Source organism: Castellaniella sp., from assembly GCF_034675845.1.
Classification (GTDB): domain Bacteria; phylum Pseudomonadota; class Gammaproteobacteria; order Burkholderiales; family Burkholderiaceae_B; genus Castellaniella.
Map to the genome: position 1 here is coordinate 1,840,894 of NZ_JAUCCU010000001.1, position 23,444 is coordinate 1,864,337.

Below are 23,444 nucleotides of genomic sequence, written 5' to 3' on the forward strand. Positions count from 1 at the left end.
CGCCCATGAGCCTTCCTTTGCCAACCCTATGTCGTTTTCGCCTGGCACCATTGGCGCTTAGCCTGGCCTTGCTGGTCCCCGGGGCTGCCTGGTCCGCAGACGCGCCTGCCCAGCCTGATGCGCAAGTGGCCGCCGAAACTGCTGCGCCACCCGCCGCCGTGGGGGTCAGCGCACTGTCCAATATTCCCGCGCCGACACTGGCCGCAAAGGCCTGGCTGACCCTGGATGCCACCAGCGGACAGATCATTGCCGCACAAAACCCCACGATGGCGGTCGAGCCGGCCTCGCTCACTAAAATCATGTCGGCCTACGTGATTTTTCAGGCGCTGGAAAGTGGTCGCCTGAAGCTCGACCAAAAAATCCATGTGTCCGAGAAAGCCTGGAAGACCGAGGGCTCGCGCATGTTCATCGACCCCAAGTCCGAAGTCACGGTGGATGAACTGCTGCAGGGCATGTTGGTGCAGTCGGGCAACGATGCCACAGTGGCGCTGGCCGAAGCCGTGGCGGGCAGCGAATCCGCCTTTGCCGCCCTGATGAATCAGCAGGCCAAGGCGCTGGGGATGAACGGCACCCATTTCGTCAATTCCACCGGCCTGCCCGACCCTGATCACACGACCACTGTCGAAGACCTGGCCGTGCTGTCGCGCGCCCTGGTCCAGGCGTTTCCCCAATATCGTCACTACGATAGCCAAAAAGAATTCACCTACAACAAAATCAAGCAAAGCAACCGCAATCGGCTGCTGTGGGCCGACGAGACCGTTGACGGCCTGAAGACTGGCCATACCCAGTCGGCGGGCTATTGCCTGGTGGCCACGGCCTTGCGGGATGGCCGTCGGGTGGTGTCTGTCATCGTCGGTGCCGGCAGCGATGCCGTCCGTACTGAAAGCAGCTTGAAGCTTCTGAACTGGAGCTTCAAGAACTTCGATACGGTCAAGCTTCTGGACCAGGGCACCCCCGCCGTGGCGGCGCGTGTCTGGGAAGGCGAAATCGATACGGCGGACCTGGGGGTGGAAAAAACCCTGTGGGTCACGGTGCCGCGCGGTCAGGCCGACAATATCAAAACCGAGGCCCGCTATACCCAGCCGCTGATGGCGCCTCTGACCGAGGGCAATAAGGCTGGCACCCTGCTGGCGTCATTGGATGGCAAGCCCCTGAAGGACGTCCCCTTGCTGGTCATGCAGTCGGTGCCCGAGGCCGGATTTTTTGGTCGTCTGGTGGATAAGGTCCGCCTGATGTTCGAATAGGGGCGCGGCATGTCGGAAATCCTGCCTGAGGATTCTCTTATCCAGTATCCCTGCGACTTTCCCATCAAGGTCATGGGACGCGCGCACGATGCTTTCTTGCCCGCCATGGCGGACATCGCACGTGGTTTTGATCCGGGCTTTGATGCAGGCTCTATTGAAGTACGCCCCAGCAACAGCGGCAATTACCTGGGCTTGACGCTAACCGTGCACGTCACCTCGCGCGAGCAGCTTGACGCCTTGTATCGGGCCTTGCATGGTCACGAGCTGGTCTCTGTGGTGCTCTAGGACTCTAGGATAGGTCGTCATGTTGTTGCGTTGTCTGGATCGTCCTGCGCCATACCTGCCGATCTGGCAGGCCATGCAGGACTTCACCGAGCAGCGCCAGCCTGATACGCCTGACGAGCTCTGGCTGGTCGAGCACGCGCCTGTCTATACTTTAGGTCAGGCGGGGTTGGAATCCCACATTCTCAACCCGCACGGCATCCCGGTGGTGCATTGCAACCGGGGGGGGCAGGTCACCTACCATGGGCCCGGCCAGGTGGTGCTGTATACCCTGCTCGATTTGCGCCGTCGTGGACTGTTCGTGCGTGATTTTGTGGCCCTGCTGGAGCAATCCGTGCTGGCGGTGCTGACGGATTTGGGGCTGCCTCAGGCCTGCCGCAAGCCCGGTGCGCCAGGCATTTATGTGCCACAGTCGGCCCTGCTGCAGCCCCAGGGCGATGCCCTGGCCAAGATCGCCGCCCTGGGGATCAAAGTCCGCCGAGGTTGCGCCTATCATGGGGTGGCCCTGAACGTCGCCATGGACTTGACGCCATTTTCCGGCATCAATCCCTGCGGTTATGCGGGTCTGCAGACCGTGGATCTGCGCGCCTGTGGCGTGACGGCGGATGTGGTCACGGTGGGCAAGCAGCTGGCACGCCATTTCATGACGCGTTGGCAGGCTGTTTGATACGCCTCAATACGGGTAAACCCTGTTCAACGTTCAATAGAGAGGTCCTCATGAGGTGCCTCTATGTCTGTTGCCCGATCCGTTTCTCGTCTATTTCACCCCGTTCTGTGCGCGTTCCTGCTGGCGGCTGCATCGGGGGCGGTGCTTGCCAGTGGCGGCCCTGCTGCGCCCGTGATCGAGGTCATCCCGATTCCTGGCGGCACGTTCACCTATCAGGCCGCCGGTGAATTCCTGAATCAGGGGAGTCCTGTGGATGCGCCCCGGATTCAAGGGCAGTTGGCTGATGGGCGCGTCATCATGCGCCGTCAAGTCAGTCAGGCTGAATATGCCCGTTGCGTACAGGCTGGCGCATGCAAGCGGCTGGACAAGGGTTTCCGCCAATTGGTGTCCCCGGACTTGCCCGCAGTGGGGGTCAGTTGGGCGGACGCCACGGCGTATGCCGACTGGCTATCCAAAGAAACCGGGCAGGCCTGGCGCTTGCCGGATTACGCCGAGTGGGTGCGTGCCGCTGCCGATCGCTATCGCGAAGAGGGGGCGCTGCCCTCGGACCCCCAGGACCCAGCGGTGCGCTGGCTGGCCGAATACGAGCGCGAAATCGTGCGCCGTCGAGGTCGCGTCAAGCCAGCTCAGGTCTTTGGACATTTTGGGATGAATGCGCTGGGTATCAGCGATATGGGCGGCAATGTCTGGGAATGGACCAATACGTGTTTTGCCAGCCATAGCGTTGGCGCCTTGCCCTTGGCGCCACGGGAAAACTGCAGCGTGCGCATTCTGGCGGGCGCCCATATCGCCGCCATGCCGGATTTCATCCGGGACCCCCGCAATGGGGCTTGTTCCATTGGCCTGCCGCCCGCCAACCTGGGCTTTCGCCTGGTGCGCGATGCTTAGAACCTCAGAGGGCTTCGGCTCTCTGATTGTTTGCCCAAAATTGCGCCATATCAAGCATTTTTGACAACACCTGAATCTTGTCTGAACGAGTTTGATCTAACGCAACAAGGGTTAACCCTGGGCATGACAAGATGAAAACGTCGAAGCAAACGACGTAACCAAAGGGAGTTGTATATGAAGGTATTTCGTCTGTGTCTGGCAGCCTCGGCGCTGGCGTCCTTATTGGCTGGCGGTGTGGCAGTGGCTGACCCCGCCGATCAGTTGGAACATATCCGTCCTGTGCTGGTTGCGCCGCCCAACGTCATGCAACACGAGCAGGCCACCAAGGCCAAGCCGCGTGTGGTGGAATTCACCATGACGGTAGAAGAAAAACAAATCGTGATCGACGAGGAAAACGGCACCACGCTGCAGGCCATGACCTTTAATGGCACGATGCCCGGCCCCACCATGGTGGTGCATGAAGGCGACTATGTGCAGCTGACCTTGATCAATCCGACCTCGAACACGCTGGAACACAATATCGACTTTCACGCGTCGACCGGCGCCCTGGGCGGCGGCGGTTTGACGGTCATCAAGCCCGGCGAACAGACCGTGCTGCGCTTCAAGGCAGACCGCACGGGTGCCTTTGTGTATCACTGCGCCCCTGAAGGCATGGTGCCCTGGCACGTAGTCTCCGGCATGAGCGGCACGCTGGTGGTGCTGCCGCGCGAAGGCCTGACCGATGGCCACGGTAAGCAGCTGCCTTACGACAAGATGTACACCATCGGCGAATTCGACCTCTACATCCCGAAGGACGAGGACGGCAACTATAAGTCTTACGAGACGCCGCTGGAGAGCTATGGCGATACGGTGGACGTGATGCGCGGTCTGGTGCCCTCGCATGTGGTGTTCAACGGCAAGGTCGGCGCGCTGACCGGCGAAGGCGCCTTGCCGGCCAAGGTTGGCGAGACCGTGGTCTTTGTGCACTCCGTGGCCAACCGCGATACACGGCCCCACCTGATCGGCGGTCATGGCGATTATGTCTGGGATGGCGGGAAGTTCGCCAATGCGCCACTGAAGAACCTGGAGACCTGGTTTATTCCAGGCGGTGCCGCCGGGGTGGCCATGTACACCTTCAAGCAGCCTGGGGTGTATGCCTACGTGAACCACAACCTGATCGAAGCCTTTGAATTGGGTGCGGCAGGCCACGTCAAGGTCGAAGGCAAGTGGGATAACGACCTGATGAAGCAGGTCCAGGCCCCCGGCCCGATCCCGACCGCGGCGAAGCAGTAAGTATCTGCTGTCCCGGCCGGTGATTGCCAAGAAGGCAGAGACCGGCCAGGGACAGATTCACAGGAACAGGCCCGTGGGGCCTGAAGCAAGGACGCCCAAAGCAGAAGCCGACGTCCAGTCTAGGAGCAAAAAATGTTGAAAACCCTGAGCATCGCTGTCTTGAGTCTGGCCATCATGCCTGCCCTGTCCATGGCCAGCGATCCTGGCACCCTGAAGCAGGGTGAAAAGCTGTATAAGTCGTCGTGCGTGGCCTGCCACAGTACGGGTGCGGCCAATGCCCCTAAATTGGGCAATAAAAAAGCCTGGGAACCAATCATTGCCCGCGGTATGGATGAAATGATGACGGTCGCCACCGAGGGCAGGGGCGCCATGCCCGCCCGTGGCGGCACCAAGGCCGACGATGCCGCCCTGCGCGCCGCCGTGGAATACATGCTCAGTCGGGTGAAATAAACCGATCAGTCATCGCCCAGGCGGTGCAGGCCCTGAAAGCTGAAAGCCGCCGTGCGCTGACCCGGCGCATAGACATCCCAGCGCACCGTATCGCCGCTGAAATCCATATCGGCGGTGGCCAGGGTGTTTTCCTGGTCGGTATCGCTGGCCGACAGGCGCAGGATGGGCTCGCTGGCATTGCCCGTATCGGCCAGGATATCCAACGCCGGGGTGTCTTGTTGCAAGAGCTCGTCTCCCCGGGTTTGGCGTTGGTCCGACGACGCAGTAATCACCTGGGGCAGATCCTGTTGGCTGTCATGGATGGCGTGATTCGCGTGCAGTTGGTGCGCCTGGCGGACTATCTGCACGGAGACAGCCTGTTGGCTGAATTCCACGCTGTAGGTACCGGCATGGCCGGGTTGACCCAAGCCCAGGTGAAATGCCCCCATGCGCGGATGCGCATGCAGCAGGGCAATGGCCTGGGCTGGGCTTTGGGTGGCCAGCACAGCCCGGGTCAGCACCATGCGCGGCAGGCCGGTGGCCTGGGCGCGCCGGGCCCGGATATTGTTGACGGTGATGCCCAGCCCTGCCTGGGTGACGGCCAGCGTATGTCCTGGCAAGGACCCCGGATATAAAAAAGAGACAAAACCGGGGGCATCGATCGGCCGCACCCAGCCCAGTCCGCAAGCCCCGGCAAAACCCGGATCGCCATCTTCGTTGTGGCTCAGTCGCTGCGGCGCCAGCACGGTGGTGCAGCCGTCGGGGGCCAGCGCCCAGAGATCGCCCCGGCAGTTCCAGAGAAAAACGTCCTCGTAGGGCAGGCCCAGGCCATCGGCCAGGCCGGCGAGTTCGTGCTGTATCCAAGGGAAATGGCGGTGTACCAGGGCCTGGACAGCCGCCATGGCTTCGTCGCCACGGTACTGCATGATATGCGCCCAGGCGGGCGACTGCAGCAGGTGCCGCTGGCAGGCTGACGCCCCCCAACGTCCTAGCGTCAGGCCGATTTCATAATGGGTTCCGTGGGCTTCGAGCCAGGAGAGTGGGCAGGATGTAGGGGTGGACATAGACGATTTATAGATAGGCGCCGGTATTTTGCAGATGGTCTTCGGCCTGCGACAGGGCGGTGATAGCCGTGTCGCCGCTGCACACCAGCCATTGTTGGGCCAGCATCTCGATCAAGGATTGGATGGCCACGGTGGATGGAAAAAACGAATGCCCCTGCGTGGGGAAAGTGAGAACGTGGTCGGCCTGCAGGGCGATTGGGGCGACCTGGCTGTCGCAGAGCGCCATCACGGTGCATCCATGCGCGAGGGCGGCCTGGGCGACCTGCAGGATTTCGCGGGAATACGGGGCAAAGCTGATCAGCACGACGGTGTCGCTGGCCTGCAGGCGGTGCAGATCAAGGCTGAGTGTGCCGCCCGAGTTATGCAGTAGCTGGATATTGCGGCTAAACAGATTGCACAGGTAATACAGGCTGAACGCGGGGGGGTGGCATGAACGAAAGCCGGCCACCAGCACACGGTCGGCCTGGATCAGATGCTGGACCGCCCGCTGCATGGCCTGGTGGTTGGCAGGTTCCAGTGCCTGCAGGTTATGGGATTGCTGGCGGATGGCATTGTGCCAGGCGACCTGGTCGGGTTCGGGGCTGTCCAGCAAGGATTGCGCCCGCGCTGCATAGCCGCCTGGGCGTTGTTGCAGGTCGCGGGTGAAGACAGATTTCAGGGCGTCCCAGCCGGCAAATCCAAGATGCTGGGCCAGTCGCACCAGCGTGGCTGGCTGCACTCCCGCCAGTAAGGCGAGCTTGCGGGCGGACAAGGTGGATACCTGAGCTGGGTGGTCGATCAGATAGCGTGCGCTTGCCTGGAATTGAGGGCTGAGCGCAGTGAACTGGGACTGGATATGCTGGATCAGTTCGTCGGGGGAGTGTGGGGTAGACATGACAGAAACCGATACGGATGACTGGAATAGGTTTGATCTAAGTGTTTCATGATATATGATATTAGAAACGCTTGTTGAGTAATATTTTAGGGCTGCCATGCAAGCCAAGAGATCAGATATGACCCATGTATTTCATCGTAATCCCCAGCATACGCTGAAACGTGCCGTGCGCGGGCAGGGGATTTCCCTGTTTGACGAGGACGGCCGTGCCTATCTGGATGCGTCGGGCGGCGCGGCTGTTTCCTGCCTGGGGCATGGTCATCCAGAGGTGATTGCTGCCATCAAGGCCCAGCTCGATCAGGTGGCCTATGCGCATTCGTCGTTCTTTACGACCCAGGCCTGTGAAGACTTGGCGGATTTTCTGGCGCAGCGTGCGCCAGAGGGGCTGGAGCATGTGTATTTCGTTTCCGGGGGGTCCGAGGCTGTCGAGGCCGCGCTGAAGCTGGCCCGTCAGTATTTTGTGGAAAAAGGCGAGCCCGAGCGCAGCCAGTTCATCGCCCGCCGCCAAAGCTATCACGGCAATACGTTAGGTGCCTTGGCCATTGGCGGCAATGCCTGGCGGCGCCAGCAGTTCCTGCCCTTGCTGGTGCCTGCGCACCATGTGTCGCCCTGTTATGCCTATCGCGATCAGCGCGCCGATGAGAGCGAGGAAGCCTATGCCCAGCGTCTGGCCGACGAGCTGGACGCCATGATTCAGTCGGTGGGGCCGGGGCGGGTGGCGGCGTTTGTGGCAGAAACCGTGGTGGGCGCCACAGCGGGCGCGGTGGCACCGGTGCGGACTTATCTGCAGCGCATTCGCGAGGTCTGCGACCGCCATGGCGTCCTGCTGATTCTGGACGAGGTCATGTCCGGCATGGGGCGCACGGGCCATTTGTTTGCCTGCGCCGAGGACGGTGTCGCTCCTGATATTCTGACCATCGCCAAGGGGCTGGGGGCTGGCTATCAGCCGATCGGCGCTATGCTGGCCAGCCACCACATATACAGCACCATCGCCCAGGGCAGCGGATTCTTCCAGCATGGTCACACTTATATGGGCCACGCCACGGCTTGCGCTGCCGCCCTGGCCGTGCAGCAGATCATCGAACGCGACCACTTGCTGGATAACGTGCTGGCACGCGGCGAACAGCTGCGTGCGCGCTTGCACGAGATCTTCGATGAGCACCCGAATGTCGGCGATATCCGGGGGCGGGGCCTGTTTGTCGGCGTTGAATTCGTGCAGGATCGTGGCACCAAGGCGGTGCTCGACCCTGCGCTGAAAACCCATGCCAAGCTTAAAAAACAGGCCATGGAAAACGGCCTGATGATGTACCCCATGGGCGGTACGATCGACGGTGTGCATGGGGATCATGTCCTGCTGGCCCCGCCGTTTATTTGCACGGCGGCGGATATTGACGACATTGTCGCCCGCCTGCAGCGCACGGTTTTGCAGGTGCTGCCCGCTTGAGGCGCTTATTATTTCCCGGAGAACTGAAATGGCTAGATTGCCTTATGCCGACCTGAGCCATGGTCCGGCGGCGGACTTGGCGCAACGTATCGTTGCCGAACGCGGCAGTGTGTTGCATCTGTATCAGATGTTGTTGCATAGCGCCCCCGTGGCCGAGGGCTGGCTGGGGTATCTGACCGCGATCCGTCAAAAAAGCAGCCTGAATGGCGCCCTGCGGGAACTGGTCATTATGCGTATCGCCCACCTGAACCGGGCGCCCTACGAGGCTGACCAGCATGCCCCCATTGCCCTGCGCGAGGGACTGCGCCAGGATCAGTTGGATGCCCTGGTATTGCCGCAGGTGCCGCAGGCTTTATTCAATGACGCACAGCGTGCCGTGTTGGCGTATACCGATGCCATGACCTTGTCTGTGCAGGTGCCCGATGCGGTGTTTGCGGCCGTGAAGCCGATTTTTTCAGCGCAGGAACTGGTCGAACTGACCGCCACGATTGCCGCCTACAACATGGTGTCGCGGTTTCTGGAGGCCCTGCAGGTGCATTCCGAGGATGCGCGCTAGCGTTCCCACAGCACATCGCCGACACCGGCGGCGCGGTTCAGATAGCGTGCCAGCACAAAGCAGAGGTCGGACAGGCGGTTCAGGTAGTGCAGCACGGGCGGGTTGATCGCGTCTTGATGCGCCAGCGTGACTACGGCGCGTTCAGCGCGGCGGGCCACCGTTCGGGCCACGTGCGCCTGGGCGGCGGCTGGGCAGCCCCCGGGCAGAATGAATTCCTGCAAAGACCCCAGGGCTGTGTTGTAGTGTTGCAGTGCCTGGTCCAGGCGTTGGGTGTGCGCGTCCGACAAGGCAGTCCAGCCTGGGATGCAGAGCTCTCCGCCTAGATCGAACAAGTCATGCTGGATGCGTTTGAGCAATGCGTCTACGTCATCCGGCAGCGCATGGGTGCGCCACACGCCAATCGCGCTGTTCAATTCGTCCACGTCGCCCAGTGCGGCAATGCGTGGGGCGTCCTTGGGCACCCGGGTCTTGTCACCCAGGCCTGTGGTGCCGTCATCCCCAGTGCGGGTCGTGACAATGGAAACGCGTAGGGACATGGATGGCTCCGGTCAGTCTTGGCTAGCCAGGCGTTGCAGTGCATCGCCGGTTATCCGCACGACGCGCCAATCCTCCAGGATCTCAGCGCCGTGGTGTTTGTAGAAGTCGATGGCGTTCTGGTTCCAGTCCAGTACCACCCATTCAAAACGGCCGCAGCCCAGTTCCACCGCCATGGCTGCCAGGTGCTTCAAGACCCAGCCGCCCAGGCCCCGACCCCGGTGCGCGGGCGAGATATAGACGTCCTCCAGATAGAGACCACGGCGGTCCAGAAAGCTGGAGTAGTTATGAAACCACATGATGTAGGCGATGGGCGTATCTGGCGCTGCTTCGGTGGTGATGACCAAGGCGTGCGCCGCAGGTTGCGGGCCAAAAAAACTGGCCTGCAGGCTGGCGTGGCTGGCCTTGAATATATCGGTCAATTTTTCAAAGACCGCCATTTCCATCATCAGATCGTGGATGGCGGGGATGTCAGATTCCGTGGCGGGTCTTAGGGTGTAACCAGAGATGGGGATAGGCAAGATGAACTCGATTTCGCGTTATGCTGGACAGTGACGATGATGGCATTCTCGGCCCCGCTTGTCGGGCAGGATGCTGGATAAGAATCAGACAGGAGTGTATCGCATGCGTTTTCATGCCTATCAGGGGGCTGCGCTGGTGCTGGCGGCGGTGGCATTGCCTGCGTCGGTGGTGGCGCAGGAAATGCCCGTGCAGGCGCAGGCCAGCGGGCAGGTTGTGCGCCTGACGCCCGCCGAGGGCAAGATCGCTATCCGCCATGGGTCTATTTCCAAGCTCGACCTGCCTGCCATGACGCTGGTGTATCACCTGGACCCGGCTTTGCTGGTTGGTATCGCCGTGGGCGACCAGGTGACGTTTACGGCCCAGCGGGCCAACAATCAGTACCAGATCGTGGCCCTGAAAAAGCAATGAATTACAGCACGTAGCGGGCCAGATCCTGGCTGCCGACGGTTTCCGCGAGTTTTTCGTTGACATAGTCGGTGTCGATGACCACGGCTTGCTCGCCAGGGTTCGACGCATCGAACGACAGGTCTTCCAGCAGTTTTTCCATGATGGTATACAGCCGTCGGGCGCCGATGTTCTCGTTGCGTTCGTTGACTTCGAAGGCCAGCTCGGCCAGGCGGCGGATGCCGCTGTCGGTGAAGTCCAGGATCACATCCTCGGTGGCCATCAAGGCGCAGTATTGCTTGGTCAGCGAGGCATCCGTCGAACTGAGGATGTGCACGAAGTCCTCAGTGCTCAGGGAATCGAGTTCGACCCGGATGGGGAACCGGCCCTGTAGTTCGGGGATCAGATCTGAAGGCCGCGACAGGTGAAAAGCGCCGGAAGCAATGAACAGGATGTGGTCGGTCCGGACCATACCGTATTTTGTGTTGACGGTGGTGCCTTCGACCAACGGCAGCAGATCGCGCTGCACCCCCTGGCGCGATACGTCCGATCCGCCGGTTTCCTGGCGGGTGGCGATTTTGTCGATTTCGTCCAGAAACACAATGCCATGCTGCTCGACCAGCGTGACTGCCTGGGTGCGCAAATCGTCTTCGTTGACGCGGCGGGCGGCTTCTTCTTCGCACAGCAGGCGAAAGGCTTCCTTGACGGACAGCTTGCGGGATTTTGTTTTGCCCTGGGACAGGCCGGCGAACATGCCGCGCAGTTGCTCGGTCATTTCCTCCATGCCGGGAGGGGCCATGATTTCCATGTGGGCCGGGGCCTGGGCGATCTCGATGTCGATCATGGTGTCGTCCAGTCGGCCTTCGCGCAGGCGCTTGCGGAATTTTTGGCGCGTGTCGTTTTCCTCGCGCTCGGGTTCTCCGTGGGCGTTGCGCGGCGGGGGCAGCAACACATCCAGGATGCGGTCTTCGGCTGCGTCCTCGGCCTGGGTGCGGACCCGGCGCATTTCGGTTTCCCGGGTTTGCTTGACGGCGACTTCGACCAGATCGCGCACAATGGTATCCACATCGCGGCCCACATAGCCGACTTCAGTGAATTTCGTGGCCTCGATCTTGATGAAGGGCGCATGCGCCAGGCGCGCCAGGCGGCGGGCGATTTCGGTCTTGCCCACGCCGGTGGGGCCGATCATCAGGATGTTCTTGGGGACGATCTCATGGCGCAGGGGCTCGGCCACCTGCTGGCGGCGCCAGCGGTTGCGCAAGGCCACGGCGACGGAACGCTTGGCCTTGTCTTGGCCGACAATGTGCTTGTCCAGTTCCGACACAATTTCTTTTGGAGTCATGGGGGTGGCAGACATGGCAGGCCTTATAGCGTTTCGACGGTGTGGTTCAGATTGGTGTAGATGCACAGTTCCCCGGCGATTTCCAGGGATTTTTTGACGATTTCGGCGGGCGTCATGTCGGTGGCATCCAGCAGGGCGCGCGCAGCAGACTGCGCATAGGCCCCGCCCGACCCAATGGCGGCAATGCCGTGTTCTGGTTCCAGCACGTCGCCGTTGCCGGTCAGAATCAGGGTGTGTTCGTGGTCGGCCACGATCAGCATGGCTTCCAGGCGGCGCAGCACGCGGTCAGTGCGCCAGTCTCGAGTCAGCTCGACGGCTGCGCGCATCAGGTGGCCCTGGTGTTTTTCCAGCTTGGCCTCGAAGCGTTCTTGCAGGGTAAAGGCGTCGGCAGTGGCCCCGGCAAAGCCGGCCAGGACTTTATCGTGGTACAGGCGACGGATTTTGCGGGCGGTGCCCTTGATGATGATGTTGCCCAGGGTGACCTGGCCGTCGCCGCCTAGGGCGACGTCATTGCCGCGGCGTACGCAGACAATGGTGGTAGCGTGAAATTGTTCCATGGTGATCTCTTGGTCCAAGAGCATGAACATGGGGGTGGAGCCGGATTAAACAAGAGGGGCTTGATGCCCCTCTTGTTTAATCCCCGTACAGCTTTTGGCGCATTTCACGCCGTTCCTGGGCTTCCAGGGATAGGGTGGCGGTGGGACGGGCCAGCAGACGGGCCACACCAATGGCTTCGCCGGTTTCTTCACACCAGCCGTATTCGCCGGAGTCGATGCGGGAGATGGACTGCTGGACTTTTTTCAGCAGTTTTCTTTCGCGGTCGCGGGTACGCAGTTCCAGGGCGTGTTCTTCCTCGATGGTGGCGCGGTCGGCCGGGTCAGGCACGTATTGGGTTTCGCGCAGATTTTCGGTGGTGGCGCCTGCGTTGGTCAGGATTTCGTGTTCGAGCTGGTGCAGGCGATCACGAAAGAAGGCCAGCTGGGCATCGTTCATGTAGTCCTGTTCGGACATTGCCAACAGTTCCTGTTCTGTCAGGGGCTTGGCCGATGGTTTGGTGCTGGATTTGCTAGCCATATTGTGTCCTTTTTTATGTGCCGAGGCTGGTCGTCCGCATCCCGTATATGCAGCGGGGCAGTGCGGGGTGGGCGGTGGTCAGGCCAGGCATTGTTCGAGCCCCTGAGTAAAGATGTCTTGAGGCAGTTTACGGCCGATGAATACCAGTCGGGTATTCGGTTTTTCACTGGCTTTCCAGGGGCTGCCGGGTTCGGCGCCCATCATCATGTGCACACCTTGGAAGATCATGCGGCGATTGATGCCTTTGATGTAGAGGATGCCTTTGTAGCGTAGAAGGTCCGGACCGTAGACCTGGACGATGCCACCCAGAAAGTCTTCCAGGCGTTCCGGGTCGAAAGCTTTATTGGAACGGAACACGAAGGCGCCGATCTCGTCGCTGTGATGGGCGTGATGGTGATCGTGATGGCAGCTGGGACTGCATTCGTGGTGGCCGTCTTCGTCGTCGTGCTCATGATCGTGGTGGTCATGGTGCGCGTGGGCGTGCTCGTCCTGGTCGGCCAGAAATTCCGGGTCGATATCGAGGATGGCATCCAGGTCGAAGCCGCTGACATCCAGCAGGGTGTTCAGGTCGGTCTCGCCGAAATGCACGGACGTAATCGAGGCGCGGGGGTTGATATGAATCAGCCGCGAGCGCAGGGCTTCGTAGTCGGCCTCGTTGACCAGGTCTTTTTTGGAGATCAGGATGCGGTCGGCAAAGCCTACCTGGCGCTGGGCTTCTTCCTGGCGATCCAGGGTGGCCATACCGTGTTTGGCATCCACCACCGTGATGACGGCGTCCAGCCGGTAGGCCTCGGCGATGTCGTCATCCATGAAGAAGGTCTGGCACACTGGGCCGGGGTTGGCCATGCCGGTGGTCTCGATGATGACGCGGTCGAACTGGATGGCGCCGGCCTGCCGACGGCTGGCCAGGTCGTTCAGGGTGCGGATCAGGTCGCCGCGCACGGTGCAGCAGACGCAGCCGTTCGAGAGTTCGATGATCTGTTCGTCGCGGTCTTGTACCAGCACGTCATTATCGATGTTTTCTTCGCCGAATTCGTTCTCGATGACGGCGATGCGCTGGCCGTGGAATTCGGTCAGGATGCGGCGCAGCAAGGTGGTTTTACCCGCCCCCAGAAATCCGGTCAGGACAGTGACGGGGATCATGGAGTCAATGGATTTGTCTTGGTTTGCGGCATTCATGGATAAGACCTCTGGGTGTGCTGTCTCTGTGGTCTATTGCGCTTGGTACTTGCCAAATAGAAAAGAGACAGCATGCGATTACATCATAGGCCGGGGTTTAGGGCAAACTTGTCGCTTGGCACCGCGTGCAGATGGCGCGCAGCTCGGTTTCGTGGCCGGCCAGGGTAAAGCCCGCCTGGGCCACGCAATCCGCCAGGCGCTGACTAAGATCGGGGTCGCTGAGTTCAGCCACACTGCCGCAGCGGGTGCAGACGATCAGCAGGTCGTGGGGTTCGCCCCCTGCGTCGCTGCAGGCGCTCCAGGCGCTGATGGCATCCAGGCGGTGGATCAGGCCTTGTTCGGTCAGAAAATCCAGGGCGCGGTAGACCGTGGGCGGCGCGGCACCGGGCTGGGCGACGCGTAGCGCATCCAGTAGTTCGTAGGCCTTCATGCTGCCGGGGTGGCGCAGCAGGGTCTCCAGGACCAACTGACGCAAAGGGGTCAGGCGGATACCGCGCTGTTCGCACAGGGCCTGGGCCGTTTGCAGTTGTCGGGAGATGGCCGTCGCACAATGTGTATGGGCTGTCATGATGGTTATGTTATAACATAACAATTCTTTTTCGCGCATACAGGCCTCCATGCCGCCATTTTCCCCTCGCTCCGATCGTTATCGGGGATCTTCCTTATTGTTGTCGGCGGCCCAGCGCATGCGGCGTGCGGCCGTGGTCGTGCTGCTTTTGTGGCTGCTGACCGGCTGGGCTTTGCAATGGTGGTAGGGGGGGCGGCATCCGCAGGGCAGTCGGGTGCTGGCCAGCAATCCGGTGTTGCACCTGCCATCGAGCTGCGGCAGGTCTGGTTGGGCTGGCACGACCGCATTGCTTTGCGCGATGTCAGCGGCCATTTCACGCAAGGGTCGCTGACCGCGCTGGTGGGGCCGAACGGGGCGGGTAAATCCACCTTGCTGAAATCCCTGGAAGGGCGGCTCAGTCCCCTGCGGGGGCAGGTGTGCATCCGCCCGGATCTGGCGCGCAGCCTGGTGTGCCTGCCGCAGTCGGCCGAGCTGGATCTCAGCTTTCCCATCAGCACGTTCGACCTGGTTGCCCTGGGGGCCTGGCACCATCTGGGCGCCTGGCGCGGCATGGACGCCGCTGGCCTGGAGGCTGTCGAGGCCGCACTGGAGGCCGTGGGCCTGGCCGGGTTCGGCCGTCAGCCCGTGGATACCTTGTCGGGGGGGCAACTGCAACGGGCTTTGTTTGCCCGGTTGATGCTGCGCGATGCGCAGGTGATTCTCCTGGACGAGCCATTTGCCGCCGTGGACCGTGCCACCACGGATGATTTGTTGGCTTTGCTGCATGCGTGGCATGGCCAGGGGCGCACCATCGTGGCGGTGCTGCACGATCTGGACATGGTGCGCCAGCATTTTCCGGAAGCCTTGCTGCTCGGGGGGCAGGTGGTGGACTGGGGGCCGACGGATCGCGTACTCAGTCCTGCCAACCTGCATTTGGCCCGCCACTTGTGCGTGGGGGGGATGGCATGATGGGGCTATGGGACTTTCTGGTGCAGCCGTTCATTGATTTCGGCTTCATGCGCCGGGCCTTGGCGGGGTCCTGGGCCTTGGCGTTTGCCGCCGGGCCGCTGGGGGTGTTTCTGGTGCTGCGGCGCTTGAGCCTGATGGGTGATGCCATGGCGCATGCCATCTTGCCGGGGGTGGCGGTCGGTTTTCTGACGGCGGGGCTGTCCATGACGGCCATGACCATCGGCGGGCTGCTGACGGGCATCATCGTGGCCTTGTTGGCGGGCCTGGTGTCGCGCCTGACCCCGCTGCGCGAAGATGCCAGCTTTGCGGCCTTTTACCTGGTGTCCTTGGGGCTGGGGGTGTTGCTGGTTTCGCTCAAAGGGACGAATCTGGACCTGATGCACGTGCTGTTTGGCACGGTGCTGGGCCTCAGCTCTGCGGCACTGGTGCTGGTCACGTTGGTCAGCAGCATTACCTTGTTGACCCTGGCGGCCATGTTCCGGGTGCTGGTGGCCGAATGCCTGGACCCTTTGTTCCTGCGGGCCGAGGGCCGTGCAGGCGCCTGGGCGCATATGGGTTTCCTGCTGCTGCTGGTGCTGAATCTGGTGGCGGGATTTCAGGTGCTGGGGACGCTGATGGTGGTGGGCATCATGATGTTGCCGGCCACGGCGGCACGCTTCTGGGTCCGGTCGGTGGGCGGGCAGATGGTGCTGGCGGCGATTCTGGGGGCACTGGCCTCTTATGCCGGGCTGTTGATGTCGTACTACCTGGATCTGGCGGCTTCGCCTTCCATTATTTTGGCTGCCGGAGTCGTGCATTTTGTCTCGGTGGGGCTGGGGCCCCATGGCGGGCTGCTGCAGGCCCTGCGCCGGTCGCGTGCGCGGCGGACTCAACTATCGCAATCCCTGGAGAAAGCGCGATGAAGTTTAGGATTTCAATCGGTTCCCCCTTGGTGGGGCTGCTGCTGGCTTTGCTGTTTACCCTGACGCTGCCCGCGCAGGCGCAGTCGTCGCAGCCTGCTGTGCTGCAGGAGGCCATATCGGCGCAGTCCACGCCTCCTGCTGCGCCGCTGCGCGTCGTGGCTTCGTTTTCGATACTCGCCGACCTGGTGCGCGAGGTCGGCGGGGAGGATATCCGCCTGGACGTGCTGGTCGGGCCCTTGCGCGATGCCCATGCCTTCGAACCAGGCCCGCGCGATGCCCAGGCATTGGGGGCGGCCCAGGTGCTGGTGGTCAACGGCCTGGGTTTCGAGGCCTGGCTGCCGCGCCTGCTGGAGGCCTCCGGCTTTCGGGGGGATACTGTGCTTGCGTCGCAGGGCGTGGTGCCGCGCCGGCTGGGGGTGGCCCATGATGATCAGGATCAACAGGATGGCAGGCCTATCGATGCGTCCGGTGCGCACCCGGCAGGCAGCGTCGACCCACATGCCTGGCAATCTCTGGCCAATGGCGTGCAGTATGTGCAAAATATCGCCCAAGGCCTGGCACAGGCCGATCCTGCGCATGCCTCCGCATATTTTGCGCGGGCCGATGCCCTGATTCGCCAATTGCGCAAGGCGGATGCCCAGTGGCGCGGCCAGTTGGCGCGCATCCCGGCGGATCAGCGGGTGCTGGCCACGACGCACGATGCTTTTGGCTATCTGGGGGATGCCTATGGCATCCGCATTCTGTCTCTGGTGGGGGTGTCCACCGAGGCGGAACCCTCGGCGCGCGCCATGGCCGATCTGCTGCAGCAGATTCGCAGCCTGCATGTGCGGGCTATTTTTCTGGAGCAAGGCAGCAGCTCACGCGCCTTGCAGCAACTGGCCGATGAGGCCGGGGTGGCGCTGGGTGGGACCTTGTTTGCCGATACCCTGGATCGGCCCGGCCAACCAGCCGACAGCTATCTGGGCATGTTCCGCTGGAATGCCCAACAGATGCTGCAGGCCATGATGGGCAAAGAACCCGAGTCGTGATCGTTCAGGTTTTTTTACGTTTGGCCCGCGGGTGGGCCTGATCGTAGCTGGCGGCCAGATGCTGGAAGTCCAGCCGGGTGTAGATCTGGGTGGTCGCGATATTGGCGTGCCCCAGCAATTCCTGCACGGCGCGCAGGTCTTGGGCGGACTGCAGCAAGTGGCTTGCAAAACTGTGCCGCAAGCTGTGTGGGTGTACATGCAACGGCAGGCCGGCCGCCTGCGCCAGGGACTGCAACTGCAGCTGCACCACCCGGGGCGTGATGCGCTGGTGGCGTCTGGTCCCCAGAAACAAAGCCGCCTGGGTGTCGGCATCGGGCTGGGCGGGCAAAAACTCTGATCGCACGTCCAGCCAGGCCTGCAGGGCCTGATGCGCCAAGTGGCCCATTGGCACGGCCCGGGTCTTGCTGCCTTTGCCGCGCACAATCACTTCATTTTCCTGCAGGTCTATCCAGCTATGAGACTGATAGCCGCCTTGTCGCAGGGGTTGGCAATCCAGCCCCACCAGTTCGGACACGCGCAGGCCGCAGGCATACAGCAGTTCGAACATCGCCATATCGCGTTTTTCAACGGGCGTCTGGGCCGGGGGCAGTTGCGTGCGATCCAGCAGGGCCTGGGCCTGGTCCACCGACAAGGCTTTGGGCAGGCTGTGGGGGATGCGCGGTGCGCGCACCCCCTGGGCCGGATTGCGCGACAGTTGGGCGTCCGGGGCGCGCCATTCAAAATAGCTGCGCCAGGCCGACAGTGTACGGGCCAGACTGCGCGCCTGTTGGCCGCGGGCATGCAGCTGACCGATGGCTTGGCGGATCTGATGTTCTTGCAGCGCGTCCAGCGGCGTATCGGCAAAACAGGCCTGCAAGGCATGCAGGTCGTGCCGATACGCCGCGATGGTGTGGTCCGAATAACGCTGCTGGATGCTGAGCTTGGCCAGCCAGTCTTCGATCCGTTGCGTGTCGTCAGCCGACATGAGGCCGACCGCGTCAGGCAACCTGGGGCGTGCGCTGGGCCAGCCGCCCCAGGGCCGCCCCCGCCAGGGCGGCGATCTGGGCCAGAAAGTCGGTAGCCATGTCGCTGGTATAGCGTTGCGTGTCGGCCGACCCTAGCACCAGCAGGCCAATGGGAGCGGGGTCATGCAGCGTGCGCAGCGGCAATATTGCCAGCGAAACGGGTTCGATGGCCAGCCAGGCGGCAGCTTCCTGGCCCTTCAGGGGGCCGCAGTAAGGCTGGTTCAGGTCGGCGGCATACTGGCGGATCTCCGGGCTCACATCCTGGGCGAATTCACTGTCCTGCAGCATATCCAGGCCCCAGACCCGCAGGGCAACTGCATCCAGATCGAACTGATCGCCCAGACTGCGAATGATGTGGCCGGGGATCTGGCTGGCATCCGGCTCGGCCAGCATGCGGGCGCACCAGTGCATCAGCGACTGGCTGATGCGTTCGTTGCCGCCCGCGTGTTGCAGCAGTTGCATCAGCCGATGCTCGTGTTCCTTGATGCGGTTGCGCAGCGTCATGATCTGGCGCTCGCCTAGAGAAATCGCCCGACCCTGATGGGGGTGAGGCACGCTGAGCGTGGCGAATACCTCGGCGTGATCCTCGAAAAACTGAGGATTCTGGCTGAGAAAGCCGGCCACCGCCTGGGGGGTGAGGGCGTCTGGGCTCATGGTGTGATTCCTTCTGGGCAATGCAGCCGGGTGTGCGCGGCTGGTGTGGCGGAAGAAAACATAGGCTTATCCCTTGTTTTCCAGTGTGTGTGCGACCAGGGCGTCGATGTCGACCTGGCCTTGAAAAACCGTGGTGGCCGGACCCTGCATGCGCAGGGATTGCCCGTCCCAACTGATCTGCAGAAGTCCGCCACGGGTCTGGACCTGCACCGGGCTGTCCAGCAGACCCTGGCGAATCCCGACGATGGCGGCGGCGCAGGCGCCTGTGCCGCAGGCCAGGGTTTCACCCGCGCCGCGCTCGTAGACCCGCAGGCGAATCGCGTGGCGCGTCATGATCTGCATGAACCCGACATTCACGCGCTGGCGAAAGCGCGGATGGCGCTCGAGGGCGGGGCCGATGCGATTGACCGGATAATCGTCCAACTGCTCAACCTGGAGCACCGCATGTGGATTGGAGATCGCCGCGATTGAGAACCAATGCGTGTCGTCGCCCAGGTCCAGTGCGTACTGGGTGTCTTGGCCCACCGGACGTGTGGCCAGGTTGTCGGCGTCGAAATCCAGTTGCTGTGGGGTAAATCCGGTGCTGCCCATATCGACGGCTACCTGGCCGTCCGGGGACTCGTGCAGCACGATCAGGCCGGTGGCGATTTCAGCGCGCAGGGGATTGCGTCGGGACAGGCCGTGTTCGTGTACAAAACGCACAAAGCAGCGCGCTCCGTTGCCGCAGTGCTCGACTTCGCTGCCGTCGGCATTGAAGATCCGGTAACGAAAATCAGCGGCCGGGTCCAGCGGGTCTTCGACCAGCAGAATCTGGTCGGCGCCAATGCCAAAATGACGATCGGCCAGTGCCTGTGCACGTTGTGGCGTCAGCGTAATCGGTTGTCGCACGCCGTCCAGCACAACGAAATCGTTGCCTGCGCCATGCATTTTGGTGAAATTCCAGAGCATGCTGTGGTCTTTAATAAAAGCCGACCTGCCCTTCGGGCCGGGTCTTGAATCGGCGGTGCACCCAATAGTACTGGGCGGGGTCCGTCCGGATTTCGGTCTCGATCAGGTGATTCAGCCGCGCCGTGGCGCTGATCGGGTCATCGTCCCCAGGGAAATCCTGTACCGGCGGGCCGATAGTGACCTGGTACTGACCGGTATCGGGGTCCAGCCGACTGATCACCGGGACGATGGTGGCATCCCAATTGGCCGCAATTTGGGCGGCTGACAGCAGGGTAGCGGCCGGCACATTGAAAAAAGGCACAAAGGCGCTGCCCTGGCGACCAAAATCCATGTCTGGCAAATAATAAACCGGGATGCCCCGGCGCAACTGCCGGATCAAACCGCGCACGCCGTCGTGGCGGCTGATCAGATGCACTTGATTGAAGCGTCCGCGCCCCTGGCGCACGACTTCATCCACATCGGCGTCGCTCTGGCGGGTGTAGAGCGTGGCGGATTCCTTCAGGAACAGCGTCAATCGGGTGGCGGCGGCATCCAGGGCGATAAAGTGCGGGGCAAACATGATGATGCGGCGCCCTTGCTCCAACAGGGTCTGCAGGTGTTGCTCGCCGGTGAGCAGCACGCTGTCCATGATGCGCTGTTGGGTGCCGAACCAGCATAGGCCGCGATCCACAAAAGACTGGGCCAGCAAGTGAAAATGGCGCTGCGCCAGGACGTTACGCTGATTTTGCGACAGTTCCGGAAAACAAAGCGCCAGGTTGACGCGCACGATGTGGGCACGGGATCTCAGCAGGCGTGGCAACAGCCAGCCCAACACGCGGCCCCAGCGCAGCCGCGTGGGCGTGGGGCAGCGGCCAAAATAGCCCAACAGCGCCCGGATCAGCGGTTTTTTATCAAATGCCATGATTTGCGCATTGTAGGCCTTCGTCTGCTCTGTATGAAGCATCTCTCAGTGCGTATTCTGAGGGGACAGGCTTCTTCTGAGGGAAGGCCGATGGTGGGCTTTCTTTGGGGGGATTCTGGCGGTGGGTTTTCTTTGAGGGAGTGGGTTTTTCTGATGAGGGGCTTTCTTTGATGCGGGGGCTGTGGTGGTTGGCCTCATCGTTGCACTGGCCATGAAACGGGACAGGTCGCAATTTGGCGGCTTCGCCGGGTTTGGTGGAGCCTAACACCACATACTCGGCGTAGCCGCCAAATTGCGACCTGTCCCCCCAGCCCCCTCGAACAACGATGAAGCCTGCCAAAAGCACCCGCAACACAAAGCACCCGCAACACAAAGCACCTGCATTACAAAAGAACCAGCAATACAAAGCACCATCACCCCAATAAAGCCAGCAATCACCCCCCCGTTTTTTCGTCCGGATGCGGCGGCGCATCATCCGGTTCCTTGTAACGGTTGTAGCTCCAGAGATATTGCTCTGGAAATCGCCGAATCAAGGTCTCCATCGCCTGATTGATGGCCAGGGCCAGGGCCTCGGGCGTGTCGGGCAGCGGTTCGGGCAGGCGCAGATAGTGGATGCGCCAACCTTTGCCGCCTGGCAGGCGCTCGCCAGCTGTCAAAATCACGGCAACGCCGGTCTGCAAGGCCAGGCGGGCCGCCAGCGTCATGGTCAGGGCGTATGCGCCGAAAAAAGGCAGCCATAGGCCATCGCCTTCGCGCGGGACCTGGTCGGGCAGCATGCCGACCGCCTCGCCGCGCTTCAGCGCACGGACAAAATCGCGTACTCCTTGGCGGTTGGCGGGGACGGCGCGCAGATTGTGCATGTCGCGGGCAGACTCCACGATGGGGTCCAGGCGGGGGCTGCGCGAGGGGCGAAACATCACGGTCAGCGGGCCATGCTGGGTCAGGTGGCGGGCAGTGATCTCGAAGCATCCCAGGTGCGGGGTCAGATACAGCACCCCTCGACCCTCGGCCAGCGCGGATTGCACAATGGCTTCCTGGTCGCTGTGCGTGATGGCCAAACATTGGCGGGTGCGCCACCAGACCTTGGGGATTTCGCCAATCATGGCGCCGGACTGTGCGGCTGCCCGGCGGTAAAACGCGGGGCTGTCATAGCCTGCGCGGCGGGCATTGGCCTGCAGCCGGTGCCGATAGCGGCCCGGAAACAGATAAACAGCCAAACCGATCAGGCGGCCCGTTGCCTGTAGCCAGGACAGTGGCAGAAAAGCCAGGGAACGAACAAGAAACAAAAGCATGAGGGGGGCAATATCCCTGTTGGTTTAGGTATTCTGTGCGAGACGGGGGTATTTTCGCTTAAAATTGATGGGATCGCTGAGTTAACCGACAACTTGCGGAGCGATCCCCGCGCCGGTTCTGGTGCGGTCTAAACCGCTAAAGCGTCGCGCCCCGATACATCCAGAGGTGCAACGCGTTTCGTTCAACCTCACACCGGGCATTCCGGTGTTCATACAGGACGTATCGCTGTGGCAAACAACGATTTTCTTTTTACCTCGGAATCCGTCTCCGAAGGTCACCCCGACAAGGTCGCCGATCAGATCTCTGATGCGATTCTCGACGCCTTGCTCGAACAAGACCCGCATTCCCGGGTCGCGGCCGAAACCCTCTGCAACACCGGGCTGGTCGTGCTGGCGGGCGAAATCACTTCGCGCGCCAATGTCGATTACATCCAGGTGGCCCGCGACACCATCCGTCGCATTGGCTACGACAACACCGATTATGGGATCGACTACAAGGGCTGCGCCGTGCTGGTGGCCTACGACAAGCAATCCCCGGATATCGCCCAGGGCGTGGATCGCAACCCCGAGGAAATCCTCAACCAGGGTGCGGGCGACCAAGGCCTGATGTTCGGTTATGCCTGCGACGAAACCCCCGACTTGATGCCTGCCCCGATCTGGTACGCCCATCGCATCATGCAGCGTCAGGCCGAACTCCGCAAGGACGGTCGCCTGCCTTGGCTGCGTCCGGACGCCAAATCCCAGGTCACCTTCCGCTACCTGGACGGCAAGCCCGCCGAGGTCGATACCGTCGTGCTGTCCACTCAGCACCATCCGGATATTTCACAGGCGGATATTCGCGACGCCGCGATTGAGCACATCATTCGCCCGGTGTTCGCCGACGGCCTGCTGACCGACAAGACCAAGTTCCTGATCAACCCTACGGGCAAGTTCGTCATCGGCGGCCCGCAGGGCGATTGCGGCCTGACCGGGCGCAAGATCATCGTCGACACCTACGGCGGGGCCTGCCCGCATGGCGGCGGCGCGTTCTCCGGCAAGGACCCCTCCAAGGTCGACCGTTCCGCCGCCTATGCCGCGCGCTATGTGGCCAAGAACATTGTCGCCGCCGGCCTGGCCCGCCAGTGCCAGGTGCAGGTCAGCTACGCCATTGGTGTGGCCGAACCCATCAACATCACGGTCTACACCGAAGGCACGGGCGTGATTCCCGACGATCAACTCGCCCGTCTGGTGCGCGAGCACTTTGATCTGCGCCCCAAGGGGATTATCAATATGCTGGACCTGCTGCGTCCTATCTACACAAAATCCGCCGCCTATGGTCATTTTGGCCGCAGCGAACCGGAATTCAGCTGGGAAGCTACTGACAAGGTCCAGGTACTGAAGGCCGCTGCCTGATGTACTAGCTGGACCCCCCTAGGGCCGCCGCGCACCCGTAAGGGTGCGCTGT

The 23,444-nt window shown here is 62.0% G+C and carries 28 protein-coding genes; 14 read left to right on the forward strand and 14 right to left on the reverse strand.

Annotated elements, in window-relative coordinates:
* Positions 1 to 17: 17 nt before the first annotated feature.
* From VDP81_RS08845 to VDP81_RS08870, 6 genes are all read left to right on the forward strand, one after another.
* Positions 18 to 1,244 (forward strand): D-alanyl-D-alanine carboxypeptidase family protein, encoded by a 1,227-nt coding sequence (locus VDP81_RS08845; RefSeq protein ID WP_416233246.1) that lies wholly within the window; start codon positions 18 to 20, stop codon positions 1,242 to 1,244.
* Positions 1,245 to 1,253: 9 nt separating this feature from the next.
* Positions 1,254 to 1,529: a DUF493 family protein gene (locus VDP81_RS08850; protein ID WP_322995974.1), complete on the forward strand. Its 276-nt coding sequence runs from the start codon at positions 1,254 to 1,256 to the stop codon at positions 1,527 to 1,529.
* Between the two features lie 22 nt (positions 1,530 to 1,551).
* Positions 1,552 to 2,193 (forward strand): lipoyl(octanoyl) transferase LipB, encoded by a 642-nt coding sequence (lipB, locus tag VDP81_RS08855; RefSeq protein WP_322996428.1) that lies wholly within the window; start codon positions 1,552 to 1,554, stop codon positions 2,191 to 2,193.
* Positions 2,194 to 2,256: 63 nt separating this feature from the next.
* Entirely contained in the window at positions 2,257 to 3,081 is an 825-nt protein-coding gene (locus tag VDP81_RS08860) for a formylglycine-generating enzyme family protein (protein ID WP_322995975.1), read from the forward strand.
* 174 nt (positions 3,082 to 3,255) lie between these two features.
* Positions 3,256 to 4,353, forward strand: coding sequence for a copper-containing nitrite reductase (nirK, locus tag VDP81_RS08865; RefSeq protein ID WP_322995976.1), 1,098 nt, complete (start codon positions 3,256 to 3,258; stop codon positions 4,351 to 4,353).
* A gap of 132 nt (positions 4,354 to 4,485) precedes the next feature.
* Complete coding sequence (locus VDP81_RS08870; protein ID WP_322995977.1) at positions 4,486 to 4,803, forward strand: c-type cytochrome; 318 nt, start codon at positions 4,486 to 4,488, stop codon at positions 4,801 to 4,803.
* Between the two features lie 5 nt (positions 4,804 to 4,808).
* On the opposite strand, the gene VDP81_RS08875 is transcribed toward VDP81_RS08870, so the two are convergent.
* Complete coding sequence (locus tag VDP81_RS08875; RefSeq protein ID WP_322995978.1) at positions 4,809 to 5,846, reverse strand: C45 family peptidase; 1,038 nt, start codon at positions 5,844 to 5,846, stop codon at positions 4,809 to 4,811.
* Between the two features lie 7 nt (positions 5,847 to 5,853).
* Positions 5,854 to 6,720 carry a MurR/RpiR family transcriptional regulator gene (locus tag VDP81_RS08880; RefSeq protein WP_322995979.1) on the reverse strand — a complete coding sequence of 289 codons (867 nt, stop codon included), beginning with the start codon at positions 6,718 to 6,720 and terminating at the stop codon, positions 5,854 to 5,856.
* A gap of 118 nt (positions 6,721 to 6,838) precedes the next feature.
* On the opposite strand from VDP81_RS08880, the gene VDP81_RS08885 reads away from it, so the two are divergent.
* Together VDP81_RS08885 and VDP81_RS08890 are read left to right on the forward strand one after the other, a co-directional pair.
* Positions 6,839 to 8,164: an aspartate aminotransferase family protein gene (locus tag VDP81_RS08885; RefSeq protein WP_322995980.1), complete on the forward strand. Its 1,326-nt coding sequence runs from the start codon at positions 6,839 to 6,841 to the stop codon at positions 8,162 to 8,164.
* A gap of 28 nt (positions 8,165 to 8,192) precedes the next feature.
* Positions 8,193 to 8,720 (forward strand): carboxymuconolactone decarboxylase family protein, encoded by a 528-nt coding sequence (locus tag VDP81_RS08890; RefSeq protein WP_322995981.1) that lies wholly within the window; start codon positions 8,193 to 8,195, stop codon positions 8,718 to 8,720.
* On the opposite strand, the gene VDP81_RS08895 is transcribed toward VDP81_RS08890, so the two are convergent.
* Both VDP81_RS08895 and VDP81_RS08900 read right to left on the reverse strand, forming a co-directional pair.
* Positions 8,717 to 9,256 carry a cob(I)yrinic acid a,c-diamide adenosyltransferase gene (locus VDP81_RS08895; protein ID WP_322995982.1) on the reverse strand — a complete coding sequence of 180 codons (540 nt, stop codon included), beginning with the start codon at positions 9,254 to 9,256 and terminating at the stop codon, positions 8,717 to 8,719. The two genes, VDP81_RS08890 and VDP81_RS08895, sit on opposite strands and share 4 nt — an antisense overlap.
* Before the next feature lie 12 nt (positions 9,257 to 9,268).
* Positions 9,269 to 9,703 carry a GNAT family N-acetyltransferase gene (locus VDP81_RS08900; RefSeq protein ID WP_416233247.1) on the reverse strand — a complete coding sequence of 145 codons (435 nt, stop codon included), beginning with the start codon at positions 9,701 to 9,703 and terminating at the stop codon, positions 9,269 to 9,271.
* Between the two features lie 175 nt (positions 9,704 to 9,878).
* Here VDP81_RS08900 and VDP81_RS08905 point away from each other — a divergent pair, with 175 nt between their 5' ends.
* On the forward strand, positions 9,879 to 10,184 hold the full coding sequence (locus VDP81_RS08905) for a copper-binding protein (RefSeq protein ID WP_322995984.1): 306 nt from the start codon (positions 9,879 to 9,881) through the stop codon (positions 10,182 to 10,184).
* 1 nt (position 10,185) lies between these two features.
* Here VDP81_RS08905 and hslU read toward each other — a convergent pair whose 3' ends face one another.
* From hslU to VDP81_RS08930, 5 genes are all read right to left on the reverse strand, one after another.
* Positions 10,186 to 11,517: an ATP-dependent protease ATPase subunit HslU gene (gene hslU / locus VDP81_RS08910; RefSeq protein ID WP_323012082.1), complete on the reverse strand. Its 1,332-nt coding sequence runs from the start codon at positions 11,515 to 11,517 to the stop codon at positions 10,186 to 10,188.
* Between the two features lie 8 nt (positions 11,518 to 11,525).
* Positions 11,526 to 12,059, reverse strand: coding sequence for an ATP-dependent protease subunit HslV (gene hslV, locus VDP81_RS08915; protein ID WP_322995986.1), 534 nt, complete (start codon positions 12,057 to 12,059; stop codon positions 11,526 to 11,528).
* 76 nt (positions 12,060 to 12,135) lie between these two features.
* Positions 12,136 to 12,576 carry an RNA polymerase-binding protein DksA gene (gene dksA, locus VDP81_RS08920; RefSeq protein ID WP_322995987.1) on the reverse strand — a complete coding sequence of 147 codons (441 nt, stop codon included), beginning with the start codon at positions 12,574 to 12,576 and terminating at the stop codon, positions 12,136 to 12,138.
* A 78-nt stretch (positions 12,577 to 12,654) separates the two neighbouring features.
* Positions 12,655 to 13,755, reverse strand: coding sequence for a GTP-binding protein (locus VDP81_RS08925; RefSeq protein ID WP_323012083.1), 1,101 nt, complete (start codon positions 13,753 to 13,755; stop codon positions 12,655 to 12,657).
* A gap of 97 nt (positions 13,756 to 13,852) precedes the next feature.
* The gene (locus tag VDP81_RS08930) at positions 13,853 to 14,323 is read right to left on the reverse strand and encodes a Fur family transcriptional regulator (RefSeq protein WP_322995989.1); all 471 of its coding nucleotides are present in this window, start codon (positions 14,321 to 14,323) and stop codon (positions 13,853 to 13,855) included.
* 49 nt (positions 14,324 to 14,372) lie between these two features.
* On the opposite strand from VDP81_RS08930, the gene VDP81_RS08935 reads away from it, so the two are divergent.
* From VDP81_RS08935 to VDP81_RS08950, 4 genes are read left to right on the forward strand one after another with little or no spacing between them, the layout of a single operon-like run.
* Complete coding sequence (locus tag VDP81_RS08935; RefSeq protein WP_323012084.1) at positions 14,373 to 14,510, forward strand: hypothetical protein; 138 nt, start codon at positions 14,373 to 14,375, stop codon at positions 14,508 to 14,510.
* A complete protein-coding gene (locus VDP81_RS08940; protein ID WP_323012085.1) occupies positions 14,501 to 15,271 on the forward strand; it encodes an ABC transporter ATP-binding protein in 771 nt (256 codons plus the stop codon). The genes VDP81_RS08935 and VDP81_RS08940 overlap by 10 nt, the downstream gene beginning before the upstream one ends.
* A complete protein-coding gene (locus VDP81_RS08945) occupies positions 15,271 to 16,173 on the forward strand; it encodes a metal ABC transporter permease (RefSeq protein WP_322996429.1) in 903 nt (300 codons plus the stop codon). The genes VDP81_RS08940 and VDP81_RS08945 overlap by 1 nt, the downstream gene beginning before the upstream one ends.
* Positions 16,170 to 17,201, forward strand: a complete 1,032-nt coding sequence (locus tag VDP81_RS08950) for a metal ABC transporter solute-binding protein, Zn/Mn family (RefSeq protein WP_323012086.1) — start codon at positions 16,170 to 16,172, stop codon at positions 17,199 to 17,201. The genes VDP81_RS08945 and VDP81_RS08950 overlap by 4 nt, the downstream gene beginning before the upstream one ends.
* Before the next feature lie 4 nt (positions 17,202 to 17,205).
* Here the strand turns inward: VDP81_RS08950 and xerC are convergent, their stop codons facing one another.
* The 5 genes from xerC to VDP81_RS08975 all read right to left on the reverse strand — a co-directional run bounded on the left by xerC (position 17,206) and on the right by VDP81_RS08975 (position 22,000).
* Positions 17,206 to 18,165, reverse strand: coding sequence for a tyrosine recombinase XerC (gene xerC / locus VDP81_RS08955; RefSeq protein WP_323012087.1), 960 nt, complete (start codon positions 18,163 to 18,165; stop codon positions 17,206 to 17,208).
* A 13-nt stretch (positions 18,166 to 18,178) separates the two neighbouring features.
* The gene (locus VDP81_RS08960; RefSeq protein WP_323012088.1) at positions 18,179 to 18,859 is read right to left on the reverse strand and encodes a DUF484 family protein; all 681 of its coding nucleotides are present in this window, start codon (positions 18,857 to 18,859) and stop codon (positions 18,179 to 18,181) included.
* Between the two features lie 66 nt (positions 18,860 to 18,925).
* The gene (dapF, locus tag VDP81_RS08965; protein WP_416233223.1) at positions 18,926 to 19,807 is read right to left on the reverse strand and encodes a diaminopimelate epimerase; all 882 of its coding nucleotides are present in this window, start codon (positions 19,805 to 19,807) and stop codon (positions 18,926 to 18,928) included.
* Between the two features lie 10 nt (positions 19,808 to 19,817).
* Positions 19,818 to 20,708 carry a lysophospholipid acyltransferase family protein gene (locus VDP81_RS08970; RefSeq protein ID WP_322995994.1) on the reverse strand — a complete coding sequence of 297 codons (891 nt, stop codon included), beginning with the start codon at positions 20,706 to 20,708 and terminating at the stop codon, positions 19,818 to 19,820.
* A 434-nt stretch (positions 20,709 to 21,142) separates the two neighbouring features.
* Positions 21,143 to 22,000 carry a lysophospholipid acyltransferase family protein gene (locus tag VDP81_RS08975; RefSeq protein WP_323012089.1) on the reverse strand — a complete coding sequence of 286 codons (858 nt, stop codon included), beginning with the start codon at positions 21,998 to 22,000 and terminating at the stop codon, positions 21,143 to 21,145.
* A 228-nt stretch (positions 22,001 to 22,228) separates the two neighbouring features.
* Here VDP81_RS08975 and metK point away from each other — a divergent pair, with 228 nt between their 5' ends.
* Positions 22,229 to 23,392, forward strand: coding sequence for a methionine adenosyltransferase (gene metK / locus VDP81_RS08980; RefSeq protein ID WP_323012090.1), 1,164 nt, complete (start codon positions 22,229 to 22,231; stop codon positions 23,390 to 23,392).
* The last annotated feature ends 52 nt before the right edge of the window (positions 23,393 to 23,444 follow it).

Excerpts from the sequence above, each read along its gene's own strand:
- nirK (WP_322995976.1), top strand. The coding sequence starts at position 3,256 with ATGAAGGTATTTCGTCTGTGTCTGGCAGCCTCGGCGCTGGCGTCCTTA.
- VDP81_RS08935 (WP_323012084.1), top strand. The coding sequence starts at position 14,373 with ATGCCGCCATTTTCCCCTCGCTCCGATCGTTATCGGGGATCTTCCTTA.
- VDP81_RS08945 (WP_322996429.1), top strand. The coding sequence starts at position 15,271 with ATGGGGCTATGGGACTTTCTGGTGCAGCCGTTCATTGATTTCGGCTTC.
- VDP81_RS08975 (WP_323012089.1), bottom strand. The coding sequence starts at position 22,000 with ATGCTTTTGTTTCTTGTTCGTTCCCTGGCTTTTCTGCCACTGTCCTGG.
- VDP81_RS08900 (WP_416233247.1), bottom strand. The coding sequence starts at position 9,703 with ATGATGGAAATGGCGGTCTTTGAAAAATTGACCGATATATTCAAGGCC.
- VDP81_RS08890 (WP_322995981.1), top strand. The coding sequence starts at position 8,193 with ATGGCTAGATTGCCTTATGCCGACCTGAGCCATGGTCCGGCGGCGGAC.
- dapF (WP_416233223.1), bottom strand. The coding sequence starts at position 19,807 with ATGCTCTGGAATTTCACCAAAATGCATGGCGCAGGCAACGATTTCGTT.
- VDP81_RS08895 (WP_322995982.1), bottom strand. The coding sequence starts at position 9,256 with ATGTCCCTACGCGTTTCCATTGTCACGACCCGCACTGGGGATGACGGC.
- xerC (WP_323012087.1), bottom strand. The coding sequence starts at position 18,165 with ATGTCGGCTGACGACACGCAACGGATCGAAGACTGGCTGGCCAAGCTC.
- VDP81_RS08850 (WP_322995974.1), top strand. The coding sequence starts at position 1,254 with ATGTCGGAAATCCTGCCTGAGGATTCTCTTATCCAGTATCCCTGCGAC.
- dksA (WP_322995987.1), bottom strand. The coding sequence starts at position 12,576 with ATGGCTAGCAAATCCAGCACCAAACCATCGGCCAAGCCCCTGACAGAA.
- VDP81_RS08885 (WP_322995980.1), top strand. The coding sequence starts at position 6,839 with ATGACCCATGTATTTCATCGTAATCCCCAGCATACGCTGAAACGTGCC.
- VDP81_RS08970 (WP_322995994.1), bottom strand. The coding sequence starts at position 20,708 with ATGGCATTTGATAAAAAACCGCTGATCCGGGCGCTGTTGGGCTATTTT.
- hslU (WP_323012082.1), bottom strand. The coding sequence starts at position 11,517 with ATGTCTGCCACCCCCATGACTCCAAAAGAAATTGTGTCGGAACTGGAC.
- VDP81_RS08870 (WP_322995977.1), top strand. The coding sequence starts at position 4,486 with ATGTTGAAAACCCTGAGCATCGCTGTCTTGAGTCTGGCCATCATGCCT.
- VDP81_RS08960 (WP_323012088.1), bottom strand. The coding sequence starts at position 18,859 with ATGAGCCCAGACGCCCTCACCCCCCAGGCGGTGGCCGGCTTTCTCAGC.
- VDP81_RS08940 (WP_323012085.1), top strand. The coding sequence starts at position 14,501 with ATGGTGGTAGGGGGGGCGGCATCCGCAGGGCAGTCGGGTGCTGGCCAG.
- VDP81_RS08925 (WP_323012083.1), bottom strand. The coding sequence starts at position 13,755 with ATGAATGCCGCAAACCAAGACAAATCCATTGACTCCATGATCCCCGTC.
- VDP81_RS08880 (WP_322995979.1), bottom strand. The coding sequence starts at position 6,720 with ATGTCTACCCCACACTCCCCCGACGAACTGATCCAGCATATCCAGTCC.
- VDP81_RS08950 (WP_323012086.1), top strand. The coding sequence starts at position 16,170 with ATGAAGTTTAGGATTTCAATCGGTTCCCCCTTGGTGGGGCTGCTGCTG.
- VDP81_RS08860 (WP_322995975.1), top strand. The coding sequence starts at position 2,257 with ATGTCTGTTGCCCGATCCGTTTCTCGTCTATTTCACCCCGTTCTGTGC.
- VDP81_RS08930 (WP_322995989.1), bottom strand. The coding sequence starts at position 14,323 with ATGACAGCCCATACACATTGTGCGACGGCCATCTCCCGACAACTGCAA.
- VDP81_RS08875 (WP_322995978.1), bottom strand. The coding sequence starts at position 5,846 with ATGTCCACCCCTACATCCTGCCCACTCTCCTGGCTCGAAGCCCACGGA.
- VDP81_RS08905 (WP_322995984.1), top strand. The coding sequence starts at position 9,879 with ATGCGTTTTCATGCCTATCAGGGGGCTGCGCTGGTGCTGGCGGCGGTG.
- hslV (WP_322995986.1), bottom strand. The coding sequence starts at position 12,059 with ATGGAACAATTTCACGCTACCACCATTGTCTGCGTACGCCGCGGCAAT.